Consider the following 25089-nt stretch of genomic DNA (forward strand, 5'->3'; position numbering starts at 1 on the left):
ATTAGCTTTAAAATGTGAACATGCTGTGAGCGTTTTAATAAATTTCCAAAATATCGACTCGAAACGGAGGACGCGATGTTTAAAGGGTCTATCCCAGCTCTAGTCACACCTTTTCGCGATGGAAAAGTAGACGAGCAAGCATTTGAAAGAATGGTTATCCGGCAAATAGAGGCTGGAACCCATGCCGTTGTGCCATGTGGGACGACTGGCGAAAGTGCAACTTTGTCACATGACGAGCACCGCCGTGTTGTTGAATTGTGCGTTGAGATAGTGGCGGGAAGGATTCCGGTCATTGCGGGTGCGGGCTCAAATTCGACTCGTGAGGCGATAGGATTGGTGGAACATGCAAAAGCTATTGGAGCGCACGCTGCGCTAACAGTGTGTCCATATTATAACCGTCCTTCTCAGTTAGGTTTGATCGCACATTTTACTGGTATCGCAGATGCTGTTCAACTTCCATTGGTCATATACAACGTACCCGGAAGAACGGTTTCTGATCTAGAGCCTGAGACTATGGGGCAATTAGCAAAGCACCCTAATGTCATCGCTATAAAGGATGCGACTGGAGATTTGGGGCGTGTGTCTTGGCATCAGTCCATATGTCCTGAAGATTTTGTGCTGTTGAGTGGCGATGATATGAGTGCAGTTGGTTTTAATGCAATGGGTGGGAGTGGCTGTATTTCAGTTACCGCAAATATTGCGCCTAAAGCGTGTGCTGATATGCAGAATGCTATGGCGTCTGGAGACTATGACACAGCCAGAAAAATAAACGGAACCCTACAGAGGTTGCACCGTTCTTTGTTTCTGGAGCCAAGTCCTGCGCCGACTAAATTTGCGCTCGCAGAATTGGGGCTATGTGAACCAGATGTGCGGCGTCCGATTCTTCCTATTCAGTCTGATTTGGTTAAAGCTGAAATCAGAACTGCTATGAAAGAGGCGGGCGTCCTGTAAAGGGTGTAGATAAGTCATGGCTAAACCGAAAAAGAACGATTCAAACAGTCTCATCGCTGAGAATCGGCAGTCTCGTAGAAACTATGAGGTTGTGGATACTATGGAAGCAGGAGTGATGCTGCTTGGGACGGAGGTTAAATCGCTTCGCATGGGGCGCGCTAATATCTCAGAGAGTTATGCGCGTGATGAGAATGGTGAGTTAGTTTTGGTAAATGCAACTATCCCTATCTACCCACCAGCAGCACAATTTAATCACGAGCCTTTGCGTATGCGTAAGCTGCTGTTGAAGAAAAAAGAATTGGCTAAGCTTAATCAAGGGATTTCGCGAGATGGAATGACTATCGTGCCGCTTAAGCTTTATTTCAATGATCGTGGATTGGCAAAGCTTCTATTGGGATTGGCGAAGGGGCGCAAAAATCACGATAAACGCGATGTAGAGAAAAAGCGAGATTGGGATAAGCAGAAGGCACGTTTGATGCGGGCTAAGGGCTAATATTATTCTTCTGGTATGCGGACGGCTGTTGATTTGGTGCGGGCATTTTGTCGCACAGGGGCGTTTGAGTAAAATTAAAAATCAGAGCGCAAGGTGTGGATTGCTTTAGTTTCTTTAATGACGGGAGATGATATATTTTTTGGCACACAGTGAGGGCTCTGTTCGTTAAAAGCGAGAGATCGTGTTGTATCGTTCGCAGAAATCGGCGGTCTTTTTGGTTTAATCCTCAATTATTTGAATAAATAAGCAATCATTACCTTTGCTTGTTAGTTAACTTTTGCTAAAGCGAAGCACGCTAATTGACCTCTTTGGTGTTTGGGTGTGTGAGGTAATTTTGCCATAGGCTGGCTTCATTTTTGACTAGATTGGAAATGTTAGGCATCTGGCACCTTGCACGTAAAGCCAAAGCATCTTAGGCCGATCCGCAAACTGCTAGGAATTTATAATGCAAGACGTTCAATCACTCGTCCTAAATTATTTGCCAGTCGTCATATTCTTTGTGTTTGGTGTGGCCTTGTGTCTTGCCTTTCTCTTAGCTTCGACGGTTTTGTCGCCAAATAATCCGGATCCTGAAAAAAACTCAGCTTATGAATGTGGGTTCAATCCGTTTGATGACGCGCGGATGAAGTTTGATATCAGATTTTATCTGGTCGCTATTTTGTTTATCATATTTGACCTTGAGGTCGCCTTTCTCTTTCCATGGATTTTTCAGGTCGATGCCGGAAATGTTGCTGCGTTCTGGTCAATGATGGTGTTTCTGGGCGTGTTGACTATTGGTTTTATATACGAGTGGAGTTCCGGTGCGCTGGAGTGGGAGTAATCAAATGAGTACGAAAAACGCTTCGGCTTCAATGTCTGATAGTTCCGCAAATAAAAGTGTTTCAAAAATAGGTGGCGATGACCCCTTTTTTGCTGGTGTTTCTGATGAATTAGCTGACAAAGGGTTTGTTGTCGCAAAGTTGGACGATGCTATTAGTTGGGCGCGTACTGGGTCCTTGATGTTTATGAGTTTTGGTTTGGCGTGTTGTGCTGTTGAAATGATGCACGCAGCTAATCCTCGCTACGATATGGAGCGTTTTGGGATGGCTCCACGTGGGACGCCAAGACAATCTGACCTAATGATTGTAGCTGGAACCCTAACAAATAAAATGGCCCCGGCGATGCGTAAGGTTTACGATCAAATGGCTGAGCCACGTTATGTGATCTCCATGGGGTCGTGTGCTAATGGTGGTGGATATTACCACTATTCTTATTCGGTTGTTCGTGGGTGTGACCGGATTGTGCCTGTTGATGTTTATGTGCCTGGGTGTCCTCCAACGGCCGAGGCTTTAATGTATGGATTGCTGCAATTGCAGAAGAAAATACGTCGTGAGGGGACGATAGACAGATGAGTTTATCTTATATCAATGTTGCCTCTCTGCAGGAATTGGCGCTGCATATAGAAACAAATCAGCCACACGCGGTTAAAACGTGCGAAGTGGTTCGAGATGAGCTGGTCGTGACTTGTGTCCGTGACCAGATCTTGCCGCTGATGCGTTTTCTGAAAAATGATTCACAGTGTAAATTTGAAACTTTAGTAGATATTTGTGGTGCAGATTACCCCGCTCGCGTAGAGCGTTTTGAGGTTGTGTATCACATGTTGTCCATGAGTTTGAATCAGCGCTTGCGGGTAAAGGTTGTAACGGACGAAGAGAATTCTGTGCCTAGCCTTGTTGAGCTATTTCCGTGCGCGAATTGGAATGAGCGTGAAGCCTTCGATATGTACGGAATTTTGTTTTCTGGTCACCCAGATCTACGCAGAATTTTGACAGATTATGGTTTTGAAGGACATCCGTTGAGGAAGGACTTCCCATTAACTGGGCATGTTGAAGTTCGTTATGATGAGGTCGAAAAACGTGTTGTTTATCAACCCGTGAAGCTAGTACAAGAGTATAGAAATTTTGATTTTCTATCACCATGGGAAGGAATGCAAAGCGTTATTCCTGGTGATGAGAAAGCTGACGAGGAAGAGGCTTAAGTATTATGGCTGATGGAACTTCATCCTCTAACGATTTAGATAGCCGAAAGTTTACGATCAATTTTGGTCCACAGCATCCAGCTGCGCACGGTGTATTGCGTATGATTTTGGAACTGGATGGTGAGATTGTTGAGCGTGTGGATTCTCATATTGGCCTTCTGCACCGAGGTACTGAAAAACTCATTGAGTATAAAACATATCTTCAAGCGTTGCCGTATTTTGACCGATTGGATTATTGTGCGCCGATGAACCAAGAACATGCTTGGTGTTTGGCGATTGAAAACCTTACTGGCGTAGTTGTGCCGCGTCGGGCTCAATTCATTCGCGTGCTTTTTTCTGAAATTGGCCGCCTGCAGTCGCATCTCTTGAATGTAACCACACAAGCGATGGATGTCGGTGCTTTGACTCCTATCACTTGGGGGTTTGAAGAGCGCGAGAAGCTTCTTGTTTTTTATGAGCGGGCGTCTGGTAGCCGTATGCATGCCGCTTATTTTCGACCGGGTGGTGTGCACCAAGATCTTCCACCGGAATTATTGGAAGATATATATGATTTTTGTGATCCATTCCTGAAAGTCCTTGATGATATTGAAGGGCTTTTAACAAACAGTCGCATATTCAAGCAGCGGAACGTGAATATTGGTAAGGTGACTCCGGCTGATGCTCTGGAATGGGGCTTTTCAGGTGTGATGGTCCGTGGTTCCGGCATGCCGTGGGATTTGCGTAGGTCGCAACCTTACGAGATTTATTCTGAGCTTGAGTTTGGTATTCCTGTAGGTAAAAACGGCGATTGTTATGATCGTTACCTGTGCCGCATGGAAGAGATGCGTGAATCAGTAAAGATCATAAAGCAGTGTATTGATCAGATACCTCAAGGACCGGTTCTTCCTGAACGCTCTAAATATGCGCCGCCTCGTAGAGGTGAGATGAAGGGGTCAATGGAAGCCTTAATCCATCACTTCAAATTGTATACTGAAGGGTTTCACGTTCCTGCAGGTGAAATATATACAAGTGTAGAAGCTCCTAAAGGGGAGTTTGGTGTGTATCTGGTGTCTGATGGAACAAACCGTCCGTATCGCACTAAGATTAAAGCTCCTGGATATGCTCACTTGCAAGCGATGGACTATCTTTGTAAGGGCCATCAATTAGCTGATGCTTCAGCAATATTGGGGTCTTTGGATATCGTTTTTGGGGAGATAGATCGATGAATTCTCCTCTGAATGCTGAACAGCTGGTTCAGGCACAATTAGATGCATATAATGCTCAAGATTTAGATGCTTTTTGCGGGTGTTTTTCTGACGAAGTTTTTGTAACTTCTTATCTAGGGGAAGCTATTTGCAGCGGCATCGGTGCTTTTCGTGAGCGGCATGTTGGGATTTTTGGAGATTTCCCCAAAAATCGGGCAAAACTAATGTCTCGTATGGTTTTGGGTAATACAGTCATTGATCATGAACTGGTTGACCGAGGCAATGGTGATCCAGATTTTCAGGTTGGTTGTATTTATACGATAAATAATGCGCGTATCTCACGCATTGAATACGTCAAAGCGGGTTAGATAATGAGTAGTATTCGTCGATTTGACATTGAGGCTGGTGGAAGCGAATTCACCTTTAAAGCCGAAACAGAAGAGAAAATTCAGTTCTGGCTTTCGAAATATCCTGTCGAAAGGCAACGATCAGCAGTTATTCCGATGTTATGGCTCGCGCAGAAGGACAACGCAGGTTGGCTATCTGAACCTGCGATGAGAGAAGTCGCCGAACGTTTAGGGATGGCATATATTCGCGTGTATGAAGTGGCGACTTTTTACACAATGTTTCGTATGCAGCCAGTTGGTGAATTCCATATCCAAGTATGTGGTACAACGCCATGTATGCTTCGTGGTTCAGATGATTTGATCTCGGTATGTAAGTCCAAAATTGGTGACAAAGGTCATGTGGGCGCAAATGGTAAATTGTCATGGGAAGAAGTTGAGTGTTTAGGAGCATGTGTAAATGCGCCTATGGCTCAAGTTAATGACTATTACTATGAGGACTTAGATGCTGACAGTATGGGGCAATTGCTTGACGAACTTGTTGCAGGCAAGAACCCAAAGCCAGGAACAAGGGTTGACCGTCAGACGAGCGCGCCTGAAGGCGGATTAACAAGCTTGCTAGATGAGTCCCTCTATGATGGCTCCCTAGCTACACCATTAAAAACGATACCTGGTGCACCTGAATCTGAAAAAGAAGAGGTCGTTGCTTCCTCTAATGGAGCTACAGAGCTAGCGCCTCAAAAAGTAAAAGAAGATAAGAGTTCTGCTAATTTTGGTGATACAAAAACGTTTGCATCAAAAGATGTCGGCAATAAACCTTCACTAGAAGATGAGGCTCGTCCGTCAGTTCTTGCTGAACCGTTAAATGGTTCTTCAGATGATTTAAAGCGCATCTCGGGGATAGGACCTAAGATAGAGGAAACATTAAACTCTTTGGGTGTTTTTCATTTTGCACAAATTGCTGAATGGACGGAAGAGAATGTTGATTGGATAGATGCCTTTTTGAGTTTCAAAGGGCGAGTAGAGCGAGAGAATTGGATTTCACAATCCAAGTTACTTGCTGCTGGTGAAGAAACTGAATTTTCGCAACGCCAGTCCAAAACTGAAGCAAAGAAAGACTAGAGGCTATGAGTAATAAGCCGCTAAAACCAGAGTTGAAAGCACTGCTTATAGCAGCAGTGATGGAGAGCGTTTGTCTGGGTGGTGGTGTTATTGCTTGGCTTTCAACCGATAAAATTATTTGGCTCGCTATCGGGGTAGTTGCAGGGGTGGGATTCTCCCTTCCTGCTGTTATTACTTTCGTTCGTGCTAGCAAGGGGCAAAAGTAATGCTGCTCGATAAAGACCGCATTTTTACAAATCTATATGGCCACCACGATTGGTCACTAGAGGCCGCCAAGATGCGCGGTGCTTGGAATTCTACAAAGGAACTTATGCAGTTCGGTCCTGAGTGGATCTGCGAGCAGGTTAAGGCTTCAGGTTTGCGCGGACGCGGGGGAGCGGGCTTTCCTACAGGCTTAAAATGGACGTTTATGCCAAAAGAGGTAAAGGAACGTCCTCATTACTTGGTTGTAAATGCTGATGAGTCAGAACCAGGAACTTGTAAAGACCGTGATATTATGCGGCATGATCCGCATTTACTTATCGAAGGTTGCTTGATTGCTTCTTACGCAATGCGTGCAAACACTTGTTATATTTATCTGCGCGGCGAGTATATTTTTGAACGTGAACGTATGCAGCAAGCCATAAATGAAGCATATGCAGCTGGCCTAGTTGGCAAAAATGCATGTGGTTCTGGGTGGGATTTCGATATCTACTTACATCATGGTGCGGGTGCTTATATTTGTGGTGAAGAGACTGCGTTACTCGAAAGTCTTGAAGGTAAAAAAGGGCAACCACGTTTGAAACCACCATTTCCAGCGAATGCCGGACTTTATGGGTGCCCTACGACAGTGAACAATGTTGAGTCGATTGCTGTAGCTCCTACAATATTGCGTCGCGGTGCAGGTTGGTTCAAGAAATTTGGGCGTGACAATAATGCAGGTACAAAGGTTTTTGCTATTTCAGGTCACGTGAATCGCCCCTGCAATGTTGAAGAAGAAATGTCTATTCCTTTGAAGACATTGTTGGAGACGCACTGTGGTGGCGTTCGCGGAGGATGGGAGAATCTCAAAGCGGTTATTCCTGGCGGTTCTTCGGTGCCGATGATTCCTAAAGAAATTTGTGATGATGTTCTGATGGACTTTGATGCTTTGCGCGCCGTACAGTCTGGTTTGGGAACTGCGGCTGTGATCGTAATGGATCAGTCAACAGATGTTGTGCGAGCCATCGCTCGGTTAGCGTATTTCTATAAGCACGAGAGCTGTGGACAATGTACGCCTTGTCGTGAAGGCACAGGGTGGATGTGGCGTGTACTAGAGCGCATGGTACGAGGGGAAGCAGAAGCTTCTGAAATTGATCTGTTGCTTGACGTCTCTTACCAAATCGAAGGACACACAATTTGTGCTCTAGGCGATGCAGCTGCATGGCCTGTTCAGGGGCTTATTCGTCATTTCCGTTCTGAAATTGAAGAGCGCATAACAAGTTATCGTATTGGCCGTCCGCATGTGCCGGGCGCAACCATAGCAGCGGCGGAGTAGTTTAAATGGCTGATACTGCAAAAGTTGTTGTCGACGGAGTGGAAGTCGAAGTTCCACGCAATTATTCTCTTTTACAGGCATGTGAAGAAGCCGGAGCCGAGATTCCGCGTTTTTGTTACCATGAACGTCTTTCTATTGCCGGTAACTGCCGTATGTGTCTGGTTGATTGGGTCGGAGCGCCTAAGCCGATTGCATCTTGTGCACAAGCAGTTGGTGATATGCGGCCCAACCAAGATGGATCACCTCCACAAATCTCGACAAAGTCTGAGCGGGCTATAAAGGCCCGCAATGGTGTGATGGAGTTTCTTCTAATTAATCACCCCCTAGATTGTCCGATTTGTGACCAAGGTGGTGAATGTGACCTTCAAGATCAAGCTATGGGGTTTGGTCGTTCTGTTAGTCGCTATAGAGAGCCAAAACGCGCTGTCGACGACAAAAACATGGGGCCTTTGGTAAACACTATAATGACGCGTTGTATTCAGTGTACGCGTTGTGTTCGGTTCGCTGCTGAAGTAGCTGGCGTTGAAGAAATTGGTCTGATTAGTCGCGGTGAAGACGCGCAAATCACGACATATCTTGAGGCTTCGCTCCAGTCTGAACTCTCAGGGAATGTTATCGATCTTTGTCCGGTAGGTGCTTTGACGTCTAAGCCTTATGCTTTCAATGCTCGACCTTGGGAATTAAGAAAAACTGAGAGCGTAGATGTTATGGACGCTATGGGGGCGTCTATTCGCGTTGATGCACGTGGATCAGCAGTACTTCGTGTTCTGCCAAGAATAAACGAAGAGATCAACGAAGAGTGGATCTCTGATAAAACCCGTTTTGCTATCGATGGTTTAGGACGTCAGCGTCTGGATAAGCCTTTTATCCGTAAAAACGGGAAATTGGTGGCTGCATCTTGGGATGAAGCGCTTGAGTTGGTCTCATCGAAGTTAAAAGGGGACGCTTCAAAAATTGCAGCAATAGCCGGTGACTTAGCTTGCGTTGAGGGGATGAAAGCAACCTTAGATCTGTTACGATCAATAGGTGTGAAATCTATAGATTGTCGCCAAGACGGAGCCCAATTAGCGCTTGATATTGATGGTAATTTACTGCCGCGAGAAAGTTACATTTTTAATTCCTCGATTATGGGAATTGATGACGCCGACTACGTGCTCATAATAGGTGCAAACCCACGTAAAGAAGCTGCCGTATTAAATGCGAGAATTCGTAAGAATTGGCTGCACCGGGATATGCCGGTTGCCTTGATAGGGGAAAGCGTAGACTTAACATATAGCTACACGCACCTCGGCAATGGAATTGAAGCGCTACAAAGCCTCAAGCCTGAAAACGAAGTGTTTGAAATGTTAAAACAAGCACGTAGGCCTATGATAATATTAGGACAAAGTGCTGTTTCTCGGGAAGATGGTGCGTCCGTGCTAGCATCTGTGTCTCAGTTGGCCGAGCAAGTTGGGTGTTTCACTTCTGCATCTGAAAACGAAGAGGCTTGGAACGGTTTTAACGTACTTCACAATGCTGCTGGTCGTGTAGGTGGGTTGGACATTGGCTTTTTACCCATCGAAGATGGTTTAGATGTCAAAGGTATTTTGAATGGAGCGCAAAACGGTAGCATCGAGACAATTATCTCTCTAGGAGCCGATGAGATAGTTGGAGATGCTTTTGGTGAAGCGTTTGTAGTGTACATTGGTACCCATGGTGATGAAGGTGCGCATCGCGCAGATGTTATCCTGCCGTCTGCAACTTATACAGAAAAGTCAGCTACCTATGTTAATACAGAAGGTAGGGTACAGCGAACACAACGTGCTGTAGGGCTTAAAGGTGAGTCTAGAGAAGATTGGTCTATTCTAAGAGCTTTATCGACAAAATTGGGCGCGCCTCTACCTTACGATAGTTTGACAGAACTTCGTTCTAAAATGAACCAGGATAAACCTGTTTTTAAAGGTCTGGATGTAGCTCCCTTCCCAACAGGAGAGGTTCTAAGCCTACCATTCGGTAAAATTGGACAAATGAGTGATGCGCCTTTTGCAGAAGCTGTAGGAGCTTTTCACTTAACAAATCCAATTGCGAGAGCATCTAAAACAATGGCTGAGTGTGCTGAACTTGCAGTTCACAAGCTGTCAACAGCTGCAGAGTAGGATAAAAGACAATGGAACTCTTTCTGCAATGGACGAATAATAATCCTTGGTTGGCTGTATTGTTGTCAGCAGCACAAGTACTCGGATTTTTAGTTGTTTTGCTGCTTTCAATTGCGCTGCTTTTATGGATGGACCGAAAGGTCCTTGCTGGTGCAATGCTTCGTAAAGGGCCAAACGTGGTGGGCCCATTTGGATTGCTCCAGTCGTTTGCTGATTTTGGGAAATTTGTACTCAAAGAAATTATTATTCCTGCTGGTGCGAATAAGACTGTCTTCATGTTGGCACCGATAATTTCCACTGTAACGGCATTATTAGCATGGGCGGTTATTCCTGTTGCGCCAGGTTGGGTGAACTCTGACTTAAATGTTGGTATATTGTACCTTTTTGCGATGTCGTCGTTAGGTGTCTACGGTATCATTATGGCCGGATGGGCTTCTAATTCTAAATACCCCTTCTTAGGTGGTCTTCGTAGCGCTGCTCAAATGGTATCGTACGAAGTGTCTATTGGTTTCATACTCGTTACCGTGTTGATGTTAGCAGGTTCAATGAACTTGACTGATGTGGTGGAAGCTCAAAAGGGTGGATTCTGGAATTGGAACGTATTGGGCGGTGGAAATATCCTATTGGCTCTGATCATGATCCCAATGTTTGTTATGTTTTTTATCTCAGCTTTGGCTGAAACAAACAGGGCACCGTTTGATCTCCCTGAAGCTGAATCTGAACTCGTTGCTGGTTACCAAGTTGAATATTCATCTTCACCGTTTTTGCTAATATATTTGGCTGAACAGGTCGCTATCGTATTGATGTGCGCTTTGATGGCGATACTGTTTTTTGGTGGGTGGTATCTACCTTTCTTCAGCCCAGCGGATGTCGGGATAAAAGATGGTAGCTTACTTTCCAGCCTTATTTATTTCGGCTCGTTTTCGATAAAAGTCGTATTCTTCTTTTTCCTCTTTGCAATCGTTCGAGCTATCGTTCCTCGCTATAGGTATGATCAGTTGATGAGACTCGGGTGGAAAATCTTCCTACCTACATCTTTGTTCGCAGTAATCGCAGTATCAGCTTATGTCGTGTTTGTTAAAAATGGCGCTGTTGCGTAAGTTAGGAAGGATTTATTATGTCCCGTATCGCTCAAGCCATTAAAGGCGCAATGCTTTCTGATTTGCTATCTGCATTAGCATTGGCCATGCGCTACATGTTTTCAAGAAAAGCAACGGTTAACTATCCCTTTGAAAAGGGACCACTTAGTCCGCGATTTAGAGGTGAGCATGCTTTGCGTAGGTATGCTAACGGTGAAGAACGTTGCATAGCTTGTAAACTCTGTGAGGCAGTTTGTCCTGCGCAGGCAATCACTATTGAAGCGGAGCCTCGTTCGGATGGCTCAAGGCGTACGACACGCTATGATATCGATATGACAAAGTGTATTTACTGTGGGTTTTGTCAGGAAGCGTGTCCTGTGGATGCAATTGTTGAAGGTCCAAATTTTGAGTTCTCGACCGAAACAAGAGAAGAACTGTTTTACGATAAGGATCGTTTGCTTTCCAACGGTGACCGTTGGGAGAGACAGATTGCGAAAAACCTAGAGCTTGATGCTCGTTACCGCTAGGTAAGGTTGGAATTTTAGTCAGCTAGGAAACTAGCAAAAGGGCAATCACTTTGGATTGCTGAAGCAAGAAGAAAGACGAGGCGGGCGCGTGCAGCTGATCGCTTTTTATATACTCTCAACGGTCGTAGTACTTTCGGCCATATCAGTGATTGCATCACGTAATCCAGTTCATTCTGTATTATGGTTGATTTTGTCATTTTTCACTGCTGCTGGTCTATTAGTGTTAATAGGGGCTGAATTCCTCGCAATGCTTTTGATAGTAGTTTATGTGGGGGCAGTCGCTGTCCTCTTCCTATTTGTTGTCATGATGCTGGACGTTGATTTCGCAGAAATGCGAAAGGGGTTCGCTGATTACATGGTGATGGGTGGAATTATAGCAGTTGCACTTTTAGCAGAGATTGCTGTTATTGCGACCTCTGCAGTGTTTGACGATGGCAGAGGGTTTGATCCTAGTCCTGGTGCTGAAACGAATGCTGAAGCGCTATCGAATGTGCTGTACACCGACTATTTCTTACTTTTTCAAATGGCAGGTGTTGTTCTGTTAGTGGCCATGATTGGAGCTATCGTTTTGACACTTCGGCATAGACCAGACGTTAAACGTCAAAAAGTGGATGAGCAAACGGCTCGTCGCCGCGAGGACGCGGTAGAAATTCTAAATGTAAATTCAGGTCAGGGTATTGATGTACATCCTGAGCAAAGGAATTAGGAGGCGCAAATGGACCTGACCTTAGGACACTATCTCGCCTTATCGGCGGTTTTATTCACCATTGGTGTTTTTGGAATTTTCGTAAACCGGAAGAATATCATTGTCATCTTGATGGCGATTGAGCTCCTCCTGTTGTCTGTTAATATAAACCTGGCAGCGTTTTCTGCTTTCAACGGTTCCATCACCGGTCAGGTTTTCGCCATGCTCGTCTTGACGGTAGCGGCAGCAGAGGCAGCTGTAGGGCTTGCTATTCTTGTTGTTTACTTCCGTAACCGCGGCCAAATTGCCGTGGATGACGTTAACATGATGCGCGGTTAAGCGGGTAAGGAGACCGGGGCATGGGCTGGCAATCATTTGCTGCAATAGTTGTTGTATTTGCACCTTTATTTGGTGCAATTATTGGGGGTGCCGTGAACCTTTTCACGCCTCACAACGACGAATTCACCAAACTCGCTAAAGACGACGCAGAACATGGACATGATCATCATGCTCATATCTCTGCTGGACGTGCGCGTTTAGACAAGATAGCGATGATCGCAACTACGGGCTTGGTTGTATCTGCCGCTTTTTGTGCTTCATTGTTGTTTTTCAACCAGTTCTTCGCTGCGGGTGAAGGCGTAGGTGACACACAGATTGTCACTATAGCACGCTGGTTGGATATCGGTGCGCTTCAGGCCGACTGGGCAATTCGCATAGATACATTGTCTGTTGTGATGATGTTCGTAGTTACAAGTGTGTCTTCTCTCGTGCATATCTATTCTTGGGGATATATGTCGCACGATCTGGGACGCGCGCGTTTCTTCTCCTATCTTTCCTTGTTTACATTCATGATGTTGATGTTGATTACGGCAGACAACTTTCTTCAGCTGTTTTTTGGATGGGAAGGAGTTGGTCTAGCATCATATCTATTGATCGGGTTCTGGTATCACAAACCTTCTGCAAACGCTGCTTCTATCAAAGCTTTCGTAACTAACCGTGTAGGTGATGTTGGGTTTGCTTTAGGAATCATGGCCGTATTCTTAGTGTTTGGAAGCGTCGAGTTTGCTCCTGTGTTTGAAGCCATCAAAACAAATGCAACAGTAACGCCTTTTGCCTTTGGAGAGGCAGCTCACGCTCAAGACGTTGTTATTTCTGTTCTTGGGGTAACTGCTCCTGCTATGGAAATTGTTGGTGTGCTTTTGTTCATCGGTGCGATGGGTAAATCAGCACAATTGGTTCTCCATGTGTGGTTGCCAGATGCTATGGAAGGTCCAACGCCAGTATCAGCTTTGATCCACGCAGCAACAATGGTGACTGCAGGAGTTGTACTTGTTGTACTTTGTTCTCCGATCTATGAGTACACGACTTACGCTTCAGCAATGATAACGTTTGTGGGTGCTGCAACAGCAATATTTGCGGCTACTGTAGCTTTAACACAAAACGATATTAAGCGAGTTATTGCTTATTCCACGTGTTCTCAATTGGGCTATATGTTCTTTGCAGCGGGAGTAGGTGCCTATGACGCTGCTATGTTCCACTTGTTTACTCATGCCTTTTTCAAAGCAATGCTATTCCTAACTGCTGGTGCAGTAATTCACGGATTAGCTGATGAACAAGACATGCGTAAAATGGGGGGACTTCGTGCCAAAATGCCAATAGCTTGGTTGATGATGTTGATCGGAACTCTCGCTATTACAGGTGTGGGGATTCCAGGAACACATATCGGCTTTGCGGGCTTCTTTTCTAAAGATGCGATCCTAGAAGAAGCGTTCCTATCGGGCGGTCTATATTCTCAATTTGCGTTCTGGGCTGGTATAGTCGCAGCATTGCTAACGAGTTTCTATTCATGGCGTCTGATGATTATGACTTTCCATGGCAAAACACGTGCAAACAAGCATGACTATGATCACGCGCATGATGCACCATTAGTGATGGGTATGCCTTTATACCTGCTAGGTGGTGGAGCAGTACTTGCAGGTGTTGTGTTCTATGGTGCGTTTATTGGTGAGTTGACTAAAGTAAATACTAAATTTTGGGGCAGTTCTATTTATAATGCAGAAGTCGTGGAAACTCACCATGACGAAGCATCTTTGGATAGCCACGCGGCAGTAACGGAACACATTGTAGCTGCTAAAGCACATGATTCTGAAGGTCATGATGAGGTGCATGAAGTCGTGGATGCTCATGGATCAGAAGCCGCACATGGAGAAGATCATGGTGGTCATCACGGCGTTCATCCACCGACTTGGGTGCTCTGGGCACCATTTGTGTCTTGGATGACTGGTCTAGTGCTCGCGATTATATTTTACGGAATGTTACCGCATATCCCTCGTTCCATGGGAGAACGTTCGGGGCCGATGCATGGTTTCTTATTCAACAAATGGTTCTTTGATGAAATTTACGATTTCGTCTTTGTGAAAGGGGCCAAAGCTCTAGGAGATCTATTCTGGAAAGTTGGTGATAAGAAACTCATCGATGGACTTGGACCTAATGGGGTTTCCTATCTAACTAAAGCTGGTGCAAGTGGTCTATCCAGATTGCATACAGGTTATCTATATCACTACGCATTTATCATACTCATAGCAGCAGTGGTGTTTGGTGCGGTGGCCTTATTTGGCCAATCAGGAGCAAACTGATGGCGGCGTTTCCTATTCTTTCAATGATTACTTTTTTGCCCTGTATCGGTGCGTTAATAATATTATTAACTCGCTCGGTAGTTGGTGAACAGTCACGCGAAACCGTGAGACTGGCAGCTTTGGTAATCACTTTAGCGACGTTTATATTGTCTTTGTGGTCAATGTCTGAATTTGATCCATCAGCGACAGGGTATCAGTTAGTTGAAAACTACCCTTGGTTTGGACAAATATCGTATAAATTAGGTGTGGATGGAATGTCCATGCTTCTGATTTTGCTGACAACTTTCTTGATGCCGCTTTGTGTGTTGGCTAGTTGGAATAATATCAAGCATCGCTTTGCCGAATACATGATTGCGTTTCTCATATTAGAAACCTTAATGTTGGGCGTTTTTTGTTCGATGGACTTGGTGTTGTTCTACATCTTCTTTGAAGGTGGCTTGATCCCGATGTTTATTATTATTGGGATTTGGGGTGGAGCAAATAGGTTATACGCTGCTTTCAAATTCTTTCTGTATACATTACTAGGTTCGTTAGCTTTGTTAGCTGCGCTTATCTACATTTACGTTACCGTTGGAACGACGGACATTCCAACTCTTCAACAGCACGTTTTCTCTCCTGAGGTTCAGACATGGCTGTGGCTTGCCTTCTTTGCATCTTTCGCGGTTAAGCTTCCTATGTGGCCTGTTCACACATGGCTTCCTGATGCTCACGTTGAGGCCCCAACAGCAGGATCTGTTATTCTTGCGGGTGTTCTGCTTAAGATGGGTGGATATGGGATGCTTCGCTTCTCTCTACCGATGTTTCCTGATGCCTCCCAGTTATTCCAGCCGCTTGTTTTTGCGTTATCGGTTATTGCGGTAGTGTATGCTTCTTTGGTTGCTTTCCGTCAGACGGATATGAAAAAGTTGATCGCCTATTCATCCGTAGCGCACATGGGGTTGGTGACTTTGGGTATATTCGCGATGAACGAAGAAGGTATCCAAGGTGCTATCTTTCAGATGTTTTCTCACGGATTGATTTCTGGAGCATTGTTCTTGTGTGTCGGCGTGGTTTATGACCGAATGCATACGCGTGAAATATCTGCATATGGTGGTCTGGTACACAGAATGCCAATTTATGCTGCAATTTTCATGTTCTTCACAATGGCGAATGTTGGTTTGCCGGGAACTTCAGGTTTTATCGGTGAAATCGTGTCTATGATTGGTGGTTTCATGGCCAACCCATGGGCTGCAGCTGGTGCGGCTTTAGGTATGATCCTCTCAGCAGTTTACATGCTTACTTTGTTCCGAGAGACAGTGTTTGGTGTGATTAAAAGTGAGCAAGTACAAGCCATGAAGGATGTCTCGTTAAGAGAGGCATTTATACTTCTTGTTTTGGCTTTAGGTACTTTGATTTTGGGAGTTTTCCCGTCACTAATTTTCGATATTTCAGAAACTTCAGCTGTTGAAGTGCTGAGTTTGATGAGTAAATAGGTAGGGGTGTAACATGGATATTCTAAACGACATTTCCATCGCGGCACCCGAGGTGTTGCTTATAGGTGTGGCTTTAGTTGGCGTACTATTAGGAGCTGCGTTCAAACAAGGTTTCAACGGTTTATCAAGATTGATGGGAGGGCTTGCGCTCGCTGGTGCAGCTGTTTTGTCTGCATCTCAATCAACAACAGACACGGCGACTGCGTTTAATGAGCTTTACAAAGTCACACCGTTTTTAGCTATTGCGAAGACAGTCTCTTATGGGGTTGCTGCTATAGCGTTGCTTGTAGCTGGTCGTTACCTACATCGCGAGAATATGAACAAGTTTGAATATACTCTGCTTGTTCTGTTTGGTTCTGCTGGTATGGGCTTTATGCTATCAGCGAACAATTTAATGACACTATACATGGGAATAGAGATGTTATCTCTGTCTTCATATGTATTAGCGGCGTTCAACCGTGATAGTCGTAGATCTGCTGAAGCCGGGCTGAAGTACTTTGTATTGGGTGCTTTAGCTTCTGGTTTACTGTTATTTGGATCTTCTCTTGTGTACGGCTTTACCGGCCATACAGGGTTTGAACAGATTGCTGGTGCAGAACAGAGCATTGGTCTGACATTTGGATTGGTACTAATTCTGATAGCTTTGGCATTCAAGGCATCCGCGGCACCATTTCACGTTTGGACGCCTGATGTATATGAAGGTGCTCCTACTCCGGTTGTGACTTTTTTTGCTACCGCTCCCAAGCTTGCTGCTGTAGCGGTGCTCGCTAACATCATGTTTACAGTTTTTGGTGTTTACGAAGATTCATGGATGCTCATCATAGCTATAGTTTCTGCTGCTTCCATGCTTGTAGGTGCCTTGGGCGGTCTAGCTCAAAATAACATCAAACGCCTTCTAGCCTATTCTTCCATTGGGAATGTTGGCTACGCTCTAATGGCGGTGGCCTCAGGGGAAGTGAATGGGTCTAGCGCCGTTCTGATATACATGACGGTCTATGTTCTCACTACATTGGGACTATTTGGAATAGTACTCGCAATGCGTCGACGTGACGGTCAGGTTGAAGATATTTCTGATCTAAACGGACTTTCCACAGTTCGTCCCGGATTAGCTGTAGCTATGACGGTGCTTATCTTCTCGGTTGCTGGTATTCCACCAATGGCGGGTTTCCTTGGAAAATGGGTAATATTTGAAGCCGCGTTAAAGTCTGAATTGTATTGGTTAGTGGGTGTTGGGGTTATCGCCTCAGTTGCATCGCTTGGATATTATCTTCGTATAATTTGGGCTATGTGGGCTAAACAATCTGATGATGAAGCATTGCAATCAGCGGATGGTATGGTCACCGTAACTATTTATGGAGCGACTTTCCTAGCTATGCCTGTATTGGTAATTTGGTTCGGCTGGCTTTCCAATGTCGTTGGAACAGCTGCGGCAGCTGGGTAATGTCGAATTTACTTGAAGCGGCATTGGCTCATGCTTGGCCGATTCAATGGTTTGATGAGATTGATAGCACCAATATGGAGGGCAAGCGGAGAGCTTTAGCAGGTGATATGGGGCCTGTATGGTTAGCCGCTCGTCAACAAACTCATGGAAAAGGCCGGCTTGGCAGAGTTTGGGAGGCACCCCGGGGAAACCTGTCAGCATCGGTTTTATTTCCTTTTGATGCGCCATTTGAACTTATTTCAAAGCTTAGCTTTCTGTCAGGGTTAGCGGTATTGGACGCTATCGAGGAACTGAGTATTTCAACAAAAGATATTCAACTAAAATGGCCTAATGACTTACGTTTAGCGGGAAGGAAACTTTCTGGAATTCTGATTGAGAGCGGGCAAATAAAAGGTGGAATAAATTGGGTAGTAGTGGGCTTAGGAGTTAATATCCTAGAAGCGCCAGTTACGAACCAAGCTACGATCTGCTTGAAAGAAGTCGCTCCAGACATCAACGTAAATGCAGATATACTGCTAAATTGCTTGAAAATGACTTTTTCAAAACGTTTGTATTCTCTTTTGAAATTTGGATTTGATCCAATCCGTAAAGATTGGATGGCGCATGCGGAAGGGCTAAACAGCCAAATTTCAGTAGTAGATGGAACAATGGTGAGGCATGGTAAGATGCGCGGCATTGATGAGGCAGGATTGTTACTATTAGAACTATCATCAGGAGAGTTGATTAAAATTTCCACTGGTGATGTTGAGACAGTTAGATAAGATACAAGCGAAATTTAATATATTAAGGTCGTTAAAGATATGCTTCTCGCCATAGATACTGGAAATACAAATACACTGTTTGCTATTCATGATGGCGAAAATTGGAGAGCACAATGGCGTAGTGCTACAGATTCTACAAAAACAGCGGACGATTATGCCGTATGGCTAACTCAATTGATGTTTATCAATGGTCTTACACTAAAAGATATTGATGCATGTATTATTTCGTCTGTTGTTCCTCAGGGATTGTTTAACATGAGGAATTTGTCTCGCAGATACCTTAATGTGGAGCCTATGGTAATAGGAGAAAATGTTAAGCTAGACGTTGATGTCAAAATTCCTAAGCCTTCAGAAGTCGGTGCGGACAGACTAGTAAACGCGATGGGGGCTTTAGAGGTTTATAAAGGCCCTATGATTGTTATAGATTCTGGTACAGCAACCACATTTGACATAGTTGGGGCAGACGGTAGTTTCGAGGGGGGGATAATCGCGCCTGGAATAAACCTCTCAATGCGGGCCTTACATGATGCATCTGCTAAATTGCCTAGAGTGGCTATTCAACCGCCAGCAAGTGGAAAGGTGATTGGTACAGATACTGTATCAGCAATGCAATCGGGTGTATTTTGGGGGTACATGGAGCTTATTGATGGTCTTGTTACCAGAATAAAGTCTGAATATGGTACTCCCATGACAACAGTTGCCACAGGCGGAGTTGCTTCTTTGTTTGAAGGAGCGACAAAAACTATTGATCATTTTGATCCGGACCTAACCATTCGTGGTTTATTGGTTCTTTATCAGCGCAATTCTAAAATCGCGCCAACAAAGTAATAATTATGACAAAAGACGAATTATTGTTTCTGCCAGTAGGCGGATGCCGTGAAATCGGCATGAATTTAAATGCCTACGCATATGGCAGTGGTGCAAATCGTCGCTGGCTAATTGTGGACGTCGGTGTGACTTTTGGTGGGCCTGATACGCCTGGTATTGATTTGATAATGCCTGATACGGCATTTCTTGAAACTATTAGAGACCAGATTGACGGCATAGTGCTTACGCATGCTCACGAAGACCATATCGGTGCACTTGCACACTTGTGGCCTCGTTTAAGAGCTCCACTCTATGCCACGCCTTTTACAGCATATTTGATAAATGAAAAACTCAAAGAAAAGCAGCTGGATAAAGAAGTTCCGCTCAATATTGTTGAGTTAGGTGATAAAAGAACTATCGGGCCTTTTGATATTGAATATGTAACTCTCACTCATTCTATTCCAGAACCCAACGGGGTTGTTATTCGGACACCAGCTGGAGTAGTTTTTCATACTGGTGATTGGAAAATTGATCCTAATCCAATGCTTGGCAAAGGGTTCGATGAAAAGCGGATAAAAGAACTTGGAGATGAAGGTATTCTGGCGATTGTTTGTGATTCAACAAACGTATTTGAGGATGGTGAATCCGGCTCAGAAGAAACGGTTCGTGAAAACCTAATCAAAGTAGTTGCCGAGCAAAAAGGCAAAGTAGCTATAACGACATTTGCGTCCAATGTAGCTCGGCTGGAGAGCTGTTGCATTGCTGCTGTCGAGAATGAGCGTTCAGTGTGCTTGGTCGGTCGTTCGATGTTTCGTATTACAGATGCGGCCAAAGAAGTTGGTTTGCTAAAAGATATTCACTTTGTCGATGCTGAGGAAGCTCAGCACCTCGCTCCAGAAAATATTCTTTATTTGTGTACTGGCTCTCAAGGTGAGCCACGGGCAGCTTTATCCAAAATCGCAAATGGCAGCCACCCACAGGTTAAAATGGGGGAGGGAGATACGGTACTGTTTTCCTCTCGGGTCATCCCAGGTAATGAACGCGGGATATTTGATCTGCAAAATTCACTAGCTGAAAATGGCGTTAAAATTATTACAGATCGGCAAGAGCATATTCATGTATCAGGGCACCCTTGTCGAGATGAACTTAGACGTATGTACCAGTGGGCAAAGCCTCAGATTTCAGTGCCGGTTCATGGTGAGCGACGCCATATTCTAGAGCATGCTAGATATGCGCTCTCTATGCAGGTGCCTGAAGCAATTTCGCCAAACAATGGTGATGTAATTCGACTTTTTCCTGGTCCAGTTCAAGTTGTTGATGAAGTTCCAACCGGGCGACTTTTCTTAGACGGAAATCGTCTCACGCCAGAACACTCGGGTGGAATGCAAGAACGTCGAAGAATGTCTTGGTCTGGTCACTTAAGTGTAAGCGTAGCTATAGATGATCGCGGACGATTGAAGGACGGGCCTTTTGTAAGTGCGCGAGGATTTTCGGAAACTGATGGGCGCGTGGCGGATGAAAGCTTGGATCAACTAGATGAAGCTGCCGAGGAAGCTATGGAGCGGCTTGCTGCAAAAGATATGGAAGATGATGATAAGGTCGAGCGTGCGCTTTTGCGCAGTGTACGAAAGTCAGCTGAAGGGCTATTTGGAAAGCGCCCACTTGTCGATATTGCAATATTGCGAGTGTAAAACATAATAATCGCGCGGGAGCTACAATATGAAAATTGGACCACTGAACCATGTTGGTATAGCAGTACCAAATCTTGAAGAGGCGATGGAAAATTACCGTACGCTCTATGGTGCAACTGAATTTGTTCAGCCTTTTGTTATGGAAGCTCAGGGGGTTCGCGTAGCGTTTGTTAATCTGCCTAATTCTCAAATAGAACTAATAGAGCCCTATGGTGAAAAGTCTCCGATTAGAAACTTTTTAGAGAAAAACCCTAAAGGCGGCCAGCATCACGTGTGTTTTGAGGTTGATAGCGTTGCTGACGCAATTAATGATGCAGCGGCTGAGGGAGCATCAGTTATAGGGGAACCTCGCATAGGTGCGCATGGGACATTGATGATCTTTATTCACCCTAAGCACTCAAATGGCGTACTAATTGAGCTAATGGAACCTGCTAAGCACTAAATCGGGAGGTAGTTCTTATGGGTATAGTCGAGATTAGCATTGTCTGGTTTATTTCATCTTGGTTAGTGTTTTTCCCGTTAATTTCACGAGGAACCGTAACGCAAGCGGATGTAGGCGACGTAGTTGAAGGGTCCGAAGCATCTGCACCGATAGACCATCAACTCCCAAAGAAAGCAATGTTGGCTGTTGCTGGAGGAGCGTTTTGCACATTCCTGTTCTGGGTTGGTATGACGTCCGGCTTATTCTCGCATTTAATAGAGCTCATAGATTATACTGACTCATATGAAGCGTGAAAAAAATCTAGTTTTATTATCTGTTGCGTATGGAAACTGGTAAGTCTAACTAGTGTAAATCATTTACCCTAAAAGGAGTCGCGTGAGTATGCGGTTGTCAAAATTTTTCCTGCCCGTTCTTAAAGAGACTCCTGCAGAAGCGAAAATTATTTCTCACCAACTTATGTTGCGTGCAGGTATGATTAAACAGACAGGCTCGGGTATTTATTCATGGCTTCCACTAGGGTTACGAGTTCTCAAGAAAATTGAGAATATCGTAAGAGAAGAGCAAGACCGTGCGGGAGCTGTTGAGCTGTTGATGCCAACCATTCAACCTGCGGAGCTTTGGAAAGAAAGCGGTCGATACGAAGCATACGGAAAAGAGATGTTACGTATTAATGATCGTCACGATAGAGAAATGCTGTTTGGACCAACCAATGAAGAGGTTGTGACAGACATTTTCCGGTCTTACGTGCGCTCCTACAAGCAGTTGCCGCTTAATTTGTATCATATACAATGGAAGTTTCGTGACGAAATTCGTCCACGTTTTGGGGTTATGCGTGGTCGTGAATTTCTTATGAAAGACGCTTATTCATTTGATGTTTCAGAAGAAGAAGCGCGTCGTAGCTACTATAAAATGTTTTGTGCCTATCTGAATACATTTGCGCGGATGGGCTTAAAAGCAGTCCCAATGCGTGCGGATACAGGCCCTATTGGTGGTGATTTATCGCACGAATTCATTATTCTGGCAGAAACTGGCGAGAGCGCTGTTTTCTGCGATTCAGAGTTAGTTAATATGCCTCCACCGGGTCTGGATTTAGATTTTGAATCTGATCTCTTACCTGAAGTTGAGAAGCGGACGAAATATTACGCTGCTACCGAAGAAATGCACGACCAATCAAAGTTCGAAGCCGAAGTTCCTGAGGAGCGTCGTCTATCGGCAAGAGGAATTGAGGTGGGGCATATCTTTAATTTTGGTACGAAATATTCGGAGCCAATGAAAGCAAATGTCATGACCAGTGAAGGTCGTGAAGCTCCTGTTCACATGGGCTCATACGGTATTGGTGTGTCTCGCCTTTTGGGTGGCATTATCGAAGCTTGTCACGATGAAAAGGGGGTAATCTGGCCTGATGAAGTAGCTCCTTTTAAGTCTGCGGTTATTAATTTGAGGCAAGGCGATGATGCATGTGACGCTGCTTGTGAAAATGCTTATGCAAAACTGGAAGCAGCGGGCTTTGAGCCGTTATATGATGATCGTGATGAGCGGCCCGGTGCAAAACTCTCTACTCTGGAATTGATAGGTATTCCTTCGGCGATTGTGATTGGCCCTAGAGGATTAAAAAACGGAGTTGTCGAAGTTAAAAACCGTCTCATAGGAACGACTGAGGAGATGAGTCTAGATGCTGCGTTAAACAAATTGACTGCAGGTAAATAAAGCATATGCGCGGTAGAGACATCTCTCATTCAGCTGAAAATGACGTCGAGCGTAGTGTCATTGTAGATAATTCTACCAAAGGGACACAACCATTTGGTGCTTTTGAGCGAATGCTTGCGTTTCGTTATATACGAGCAAAGCGAGAGCATGGCGGGTTGGCATTAATTTCTATAGTGTCCACTGTAGGGGTTACTTTGGCTGTATTTGCGCTGATTACGATTATGTCCATTATGAATGGATTTCGTTTAGAGCTGCTGTCCAAAGTCGTTGGGTTTGAGCCCCATGTTTATGTCAACGCAGTTGAAATGCCGACTGCTGAAGCGGATGAACTTGCACGTAAAATATCGCTGCAAAAAGGTGTCGTTAATGTTGCGCCTGTGATTGAAGAAATGGTTTTAGCTGATGCCGGTGGTCGAAAAGAAGGTGTATCCGTCAAAGCTTTACGCCCGCACGATCTAGAAGCGCTGGATCTAGTGGTAGATCACCTCGTCGAAGGGGATTTAAGTCAATTTGGAATTGAGGGTGCTAAGTCAGACACGATCGTAATAGGTGAGGGCTTAGCAAGGACATTGGGTGTCGTTGTAGGTTCTCGTTTAAAGCTACTGTCTCCAAATGGTCCTCAAACGGTAATGGGGCAAGTGCCCCGCTCAAAAGTGTATACTGTGAACGCGATATATAATGTCGGTAACGAGAAATATGACCGTTACACAGTAATAATGCCAATTGAGCATGCGCGCCTTTTTTTCTCTATGGGGGATAGTTACCAATATCTTGGTGTTCGTCTCGAAGATCCAGATAAAGCTGCTGACTTTGTAATGAACCTTCGTAAAGATGGTGTCACAAATAGGTATGCGCGAGATTGGAAGTCACTCAATGCTCAATTGGTTGGTGCATTGGTTGTAGAACGTAATGTGATGCGACTAATAATGATGATTGTTGTCATGATAACAGCGCTCAACATCATTACCGGTGTATTGATGCTAGTCAAAAATAAAGCGCGGGACATAGCTATACTACGAACAATAGGCGCAACACGAGGTGGTGTCGTTCGAATATTTCTGATGTCAGGTTCCATTCTGGGAGGCGTTGGTGTCGGTGTTGGACTCGTTTTCGGTGTGCTTTTTGTTCTGAATATAGCGCCTATACAACATGGCGTAGAATTTGTGTGCGGCTGTGAGGTCTTCCCTAAGTCCGTGTACCAGCTAAATTCGATACCAGCGAAACTTCAATGGTCGGAAGTCGCGATTGTTACTGGATGGGCCTTCTTGATGACAGTTTTGACCACGCTTATTCCTTCTATGTGGGCGTCTCGCCTAGACCCTGTAGAGGCTTTAAGAAATCAATGAGCATGCTTCCTATTTCTGAACGCAAACCCATAATGAGACTCATAAATGTGAGTCGAAAATACATTACGGGTGAGGGGATTTTACAGGTTTTGAATGGAGCAAATTTAGATTTGCGTCCAGGCGAAATGGTTGGCCTCGTGGGGCCATCTGGTTCTGGTAAATCTACATTACTGCATACTGCTGGATTATTAGAGTTTCCCGACTCTGGAATCGTTGAAATTGATGGTCAAGACGCAGCCAACATGGGAGAACGTGAACGTACTTTAACACGGCGTAGAAAATTGGGATTTGTGTACCAGTTTCACCACCTTTTGCCAGAATTGAACGCGATAGATAATGTCGCGGCTCCTCTTATGATTGATGGTGTGAAAAAATCTATTGCGAGGGATCGTGCACGGACGCTTTTAAGCTCTATGGGTCTGTCAGAGCGCGAAAAACACCAGCCTGGTCAATTGTCAGGTGGAGAACAGCAGCGGGTTGCTATCGCGAGATCTTTAGCAAATCGACCAAGAGTGTTGATTGCTGACGAGCCTACAGGAAACTTAGACCCATCAACAACAACATCAGTTTTCCAAAGTTTGTTTGACACTGCACGTACAGAACAAGTCGCGGTATTGGTTGCTACGCATAACCTGCAATTAACGTCTTACATGGACCGCGTGCTGACCTTAAAAGATGGTCAATTGGAAACAGCCAATTTAAGTTTGTGATTTTGGGAGCTGTGATGGCTCGT

General features: G+C 44.8%; 26 protein-coding genes. All 26 read left to right on the forward strand.

Annotated features, from left to right (window positions below; genetic code table 11):
* Positions 1–75: 75 nt before the first annotated feature.
* The 26 genes from dapA (at position 76) to ACFQS8_RS02545 (ending at position 25066) form a co-directional block, all read left to right on the forward strand.
* Positions 76–951, forward strand: a complete 876-nt coding sequence (dapA, locus tag ACFQS8_RS02420; RefSeq protein WP_382165369.1) for a 4-hydroxy-tetrahydrodipicolinate synthase — start codon at positions 76–78, stop codon at positions 949–951.
* A gap of 16 nt (positions 952–967) precedes the next feature.
* Positions 968–1444, forward strand: a complete 477-nt coding sequence (gene smpB / locus ACFQS8_RS02425; RefSeq protein WP_382165371.1) for an SsrA-binding protein SmpB — start codon at positions 968–970, stop codon at positions 1442–1444.
* Between the two features lie 445 nt (positions 1445–1889).
* Positions 1890–2264: an NADH-quinone oxidoreductase subunit A gene (locus tag ACFQS8_RS02430; RefSeq protein ID WP_382165373.1), complete on the forward strand. Its 375-nt coding sequence runs from the start codon at positions 1890–1892 to the stop codon at positions 2262–2264.
* Positions 2265–2295: 31 nt separating this feature from the next.
* Positions 2296–2835 carry a NuoB/complex I 20 kDa subunit family protein gene (locus ACFQS8_RS02435; RefSeq protein ID WP_382166572.1) on the forward strand — a complete coding sequence of 180 codons (540 nt, stop codon included), beginning with the start codon at positions 2296–2298 and terminating at the stop codon, positions 2833–2835.
* Positions 2832–3461 (forward strand): NADH-quinone oxidoreductase subunit C, encoded by a 630-nt coding sequence (locus tag ACFQS8_RS02440; RefSeq protein WP_382165375.1) that lies wholly within the window; start codon positions 2832–2834, stop codon positions 3459–3461. Before ACFQS8_RS02435 ends, ACFQS8_RS02440 begins: the two co-directional genes overlap by 4 nt.
* Before the next feature lie 5 nt (positions 3462–3466).
* Positions 3467–4666, forward strand: coding sequence for an NADH-quinone oxidoreductase subunit D (locus ACFQS8_RS02445; RefSeq protein WP_382165377.1), 1200 nt, complete (start codon positions 3467–3469; stop codon positions 4664–4666).
* Positions 4663–5013, forward strand: a complete 351-nt coding sequence (locus ACFQS8_RS02450; protein ID WP_382165379.1) for a nuclear transport factor 2 family protein — start codon at positions 4663–4665, stop codon at positions 5011–5013. Before ACFQS8_RS02445 ends, ACFQS8_RS02450 begins: the two co-directional genes overlap by 4 nt.
* A gap of 3 nt (positions 5014–5016) precedes the next feature.
* A complete protein-coding gene (nuoE, locus tag ACFQS8_RS02455; protein ID WP_382165381.1) occupies positions 5017–6111 on the forward strand; it encodes an NADH-quinone oxidoreductase subunit NuoE in 1095 nt (364 codons plus the stop codon).
* A 5-nt stretch (positions 6112–6116) separates the two neighbouring features.
* Entirely contained in the window at positions 6117–6317 is a 201-nt protein-coding gene (locus tag ACFQS8_RS02460) for a hypothetical protein (protein WP_382165383.1), read from the forward strand.
* A complete protein-coding gene (nuoF, locus tag ACFQS8_RS02465) occupies positions 6317–7627 on the forward strand; it encodes an NADH-quinone oxidoreductase subunit NuoF (RefSeq protein WP_382165385.1) in 1311 nt (436 codons plus the stop codon). The genes ACFQS8_RS02460 and nuoF overlap by 1 nt, the downstream gene beginning before the upstream one ends.
* A gap of 5 nt (positions 7628–7632) precedes the next feature.
* Positions 7633–9762: an NADH-quinone oxidoreductase subunit NuoG gene (gene nuoG / locus ACFQS8_RS02470; RefSeq protein ID WP_382165387.1), complete on the forward strand. Its 2130-nt coding sequence runs from the start codon at positions 7633–7635 to the stop codon at positions 9760–9762.
* An 11-nt stretch (positions 9763–9773) separates the two neighbouring features.
* Positions 9774–10862, forward strand: a complete 1089-nt coding sequence (nuoH, locus tag ACFQS8_RS02475; RefSeq protein ID WP_382165389.1) for an NADH-quinone oxidoreductase subunit NuoH — start codon at positions 9774–9776, stop codon at positions 10860–10862.
* Positions 10863–10879: 17 nt separating this feature from the next.
* Entirely contained in the window at positions 10880–11368 is a 489-nt protein-coding gene (gene nuoI, locus ACFQS8_RS02480) for an NADH-quinone oxidoreductase subunit NuoI (RefSeq protein ID WP_382165391.1), read from the forward strand.
* Positions 11369–11423: 55 nt separating this feature from the next.
* A complete protein-coding gene (locus ACFQS8_RS02485; protein ID WP_382165393.1) occupies positions 11424–12074 on the forward strand; it encodes an NADH-quinone oxidoreductase subunit J in 651 nt (216 codons plus the stop codon).
* Positions 12075–12083: 9 nt separating this feature from the next.
* Complete coding sequence (gene nuoK, locus ACFQS8_RS02490) at positions 12084–12392, forward strand: NADH-quinone oxidoreductase subunit NuoK (protein ID WP_382165394.1); 309 nt, start codon at positions 12084–12086, stop codon at positions 12390–12392.
* A 20-nt stretch (positions 12393–12412) separates the two neighbouring features.
* Positions 12413–14689 carry an NADH-quinone oxidoreductase subunit L gene (gene nuoL, locus ACFQS8_RS02495; RefSeq protein WP_382165396.1) on the forward strand — a complete coding sequence of 759 codons (2277 nt, stop codon included), beginning with the start codon at positions 12413–12415 and terminating at the stop codon, positions 14687–14689.
* Entirely contained in the window at positions 14689–16161 is a 1473-nt protein-coding gene (locus ACFQS8_RS02500; protein ID WP_382165398.1) for an NADH-quinone oxidoreductase subunit M, read from the forward strand. Before nuoL ends, ACFQS8_RS02500 begins: the two co-directional genes overlap by 1 nt.
* A 13-nt stretch (positions 16162–16174) precedes the next feature.
* Positions 16175–17602 (forward strand): NADH-quinone oxidoreductase subunit NuoN, encoded by a 1428-nt coding sequence (gene nuoN / locus ACFQS8_RS02505; protein ID WP_382165399.1) that lies wholly within the window; start codon positions 16175–16177, stop codon positions 17600–17602.
* Positions 17602–18363 carry a biotin--[acetyl-CoA-carboxylase] ligase gene (locus ACFQS8_RS02510; RefSeq protein WP_382165401.1) on the forward strand — a complete coding sequence of 254 codons (762 nt, stop codon included), beginning with the start codon at positions 17602–17604 and terminating at the stop codon, positions 18361–18363. Before nuoN ends, ACFQS8_RS02510 begins: the two co-directional genes overlap by 1 nt.
* Before the next feature lie 39 nt (positions 18364–18402).
* A complete protein-coding gene (locus tag ACFQS8_RS02515; protein ID WP_382165403.1) occupies positions 18403–19191 on the forward strand; it encodes a type III pantothenate kinase in 789 nt (262 codons plus the stop codon).
* A 5-nt stretch (positions 19192–19196) separates the two neighbouring features.
* Positions 19197–20861 carry a ribonuclease J gene (locus ACFQS8_RS02520; protein WP_382165404.1) on the forward strand — a complete coding sequence of 555 codons (1665 nt, stop codon included), beginning with the start codon at positions 19197–19199 and terminating at the stop codon, positions 20859–20861.
* Positions 20862–20889: 28 nt separating this feature from the next.
* Complete coding sequence (gene mce / locus ACFQS8_RS02525) at positions 20890–21303, forward strand: methylmalonyl-CoA epimerase (RefSeq protein WP_382165406.1); 414 nt, start codon at positions 20890–20892, stop codon at positions 21301–21303.
* Between the two features lie 17 nt (positions 21304–21320).
* Positions 21321–21596 carry a DUF1467 family protein gene (locus ACFQS8_RS02530; RefSeq protein WP_382165408.1) on the forward strand — a complete coding sequence of 92 codons (276 nt, stop codon included), beginning with the start codon at positions 21321–21323 and terminating at the stop codon, positions 21594–21596.
* Between the two features lie 88 nt (positions 21597–21684).
* Positions 21685–23010 carry a proline--tRNA ligase gene (gene proS, locus ACFQS8_RS02535; protein ID WP_382165409.1) on the forward strand — a complete coding sequence of 442 codons (1326 nt, stop codon included), beginning with the start codon at positions 21685–21687 and terminating at the stop codon, positions 23008–23010.
* Positions 23011–23015: 5 nt separating this feature from the next.
* Positions 23016–24356: a lipoprotein-releasing ABC transporter permease subunit gene (locus ACFQS8_RS02540; protein ID WP_382165411.1), complete on the forward strand. Its 1341-nt coding sequence runs from the start codon at positions 23016–23018 to the stop codon at positions 24354–24356.
* Positions 24353–25066 carry an ABC transporter ATP-binding protein gene (locus tag ACFQS8_RS02545; RefSeq protein WP_382165413.1) on the forward strand — a complete coding sequence of 238 codons (714 nt, stop codon included), beginning with the start codon at positions 24353–24355 and terminating at the stop codon, positions 25064–25066. Before ACFQS8_RS02540 ends, ACFQS8_RS02545 begins: the two co-directional genes overlap by 4 nt.
* Positions 25067–25089: the final 23 nt, after the last annotated feature.

It is taken from the genome of Hirschia litorea (assembly GCF_042665075.1).
Lineage (GTDB): Bacteria > Pseudomonadota > Alphaproteobacteria > Caulobacterales > Hyphomonadaceae > Hirschia > Hirschia litorea.

Excerpts from the sequence above, each read along its gene's own strand:
- ACFQS8_RS02500 (WP_382165398.1), top strand. The coding sequence starts at position 14,689 with ATGGCGGCGTTTCCTATTCTTTCAATGATTACTTTTTTGCCCTGTATC.
- ACFQS8_RS02520 (WP_382165404.1), top strand. The coding sequence starts at position 19,197 with ATGACAAAAGACGAATTATTGTTTCTGCCAGTAGGCGGATGCCGTGAA.
- ACFQS8_RS02540 (WP_382165411.1), top strand. The coding sequence starts at position 23,016 with ATGCGCGGTAGAGACATCTCTCATTCAGCTGAAAATGACGTCGAGCGT.
- ACFQS8_RS02435 (WP_382166572.1), top strand. The coding sequence starts at position 2,296 with ATGTCTGATAGTTCCGCAAATAAAAGTGTTTCAAAAATAGGTGGCGAT.
- nuoG (WP_382165387.1), top strand. The coding sequence starts at position 7,633 with ATGGCTGATACTGCAAAAGTTGTTGTCGACGGAGTGGAAGTCGAAGTT.
- nuoN (WP_382165399.1), top strand. The coding sequence starts at position 16,175 with ATGGATATTCTAAACGACATTTCCATCGCGGCACCCGAGGTGTTGCTT.
- nuoK (WP_382165394.1), top strand. The coding sequence starts at position 12,084 with ATGGACCTGACCTTAGGACACTATCTCGCCTTATCGGCGGTTTTATTC.
- smpB (WP_382165371.1), top strand. The coding sequence starts at position 968 with ATGGCTAAACCGAAAAAGAACGATTCAAACAGTCTCATCGCTGAGAAT.
- proS (WP_382165409.1), top strand. The coding sequence starts at position 21,685 with ATGCGGTTGTCAAAATTTTTCCTGCCCGTTCTTAAAGAGACTCCTGCA.
- ACFQS8_RS02450 (WP_382165379.1), top strand. The coding sequence starts at position 4,663 with ATGAATTCTCCTCTGAATGCTGAACAGCTGGTTCAGGCACAATTAGAT.
- ACFQS8_RS02510 (WP_382165401.1), top strand. The coding sequence starts at position 17,602 with ATGTCGAATTTACTTGAAGCGGCATTGGCTCATGCTTGGCCGATTCAA.
- mce (WP_382165406.1), top strand. The coding sequence starts at position 20,890 with ATGAAAATTGGACCACTGAACCATGTTGGTATAGCAGTACCAAATCTT.
- ACFQS8_RS02530 (WP_382165408.1), top strand. The coding sequence starts at position 21,321 with ATGGGTATAGTCGAGATTAGCATTGTCTGGTTTATTTCATCTTGGTTA.
- ACFQS8_RS02440 (WP_382165375.1), top strand. The coding sequence starts at position 2,832 with ATGAGTTTATCTTATATCAATGTTGCCTCTCTGCAGGAATTGGCGCTG.
- ACFQS8_RS02445 (WP_382165377.1), top strand. The coding sequence starts at position 3,467 with ATGGCTGATGGAACTTCATCCTCTAACGATTTAGATAGCCGAAAGTTT.
- nuoH (WP_382165389.1), top strand. The coding sequence starts at position 9,774 with ATGGAACTCTTTCTGCAATGGACGAATAATAATCCTTGGTTGGCTGTA.
- nuoL (WP_382165396.1), top strand. The coding sequence starts at position 12,413 with ATGGGCTGGCAATCATTTGCTGCAATAGTTGTTGTATTTGCACCTTTA.
- dapA (WP_382165369.1), top strand. The coding sequence starts at position 76 with ATGTTTAAAGGGTCTATCCCAGCTCTAGTCACACCTTTTCGCGATGGA.
- nuoF (WP_382165385.1), top strand. The coding sequence starts at position 6,317 with ATGCTGCTCGATAAAGACCGCATTTTTACAAATCTATATGGCCACCAC.
- nuoE (WP_382165381.1), top strand. The coding sequence starts at position 5,017 with ATGAGTAGTATTCGTCGATTTGACATTGAGGCTGGTGGAAGCGAATTC.
- nuoI (WP_382165391.1), top strand. The coding sequence starts at position 10,880 with ATGTCCCGTATCGCTCAAGCCATTAAAGGCGCAATGCTTTCTGATTTG.
- ACFQS8_RS02545 (WP_382165413.1), top strand. The coding sequence starts at position 24,353 with ATGAGCATGCTTCCTATTTCTGAACGCAAACCCATAATGAGACTCATA.
- ACFQS8_RS02460 (WP_382165383.1), top strand. The coding sequence starts at position 6,117 with ATGAGTAATAAGCCGCTAAAACCAGAGTTGAAAGCACTGCTTATAGCA.
- ACFQS8_RS02430 (WP_382165373.1), top strand. The coding sequence starts at position 1,890 with ATGCAAGACGTTCAATCACTCGTCCTAAATTATTTGCCAGTCGTCATA.
- ACFQS8_RS02515 (WP_382165403.1), top strand. The coding sequence starts at position 18,403 with ATGCTTCTCGCCATAGATACTGGAAATACAAATACACTGTTTGCTATT.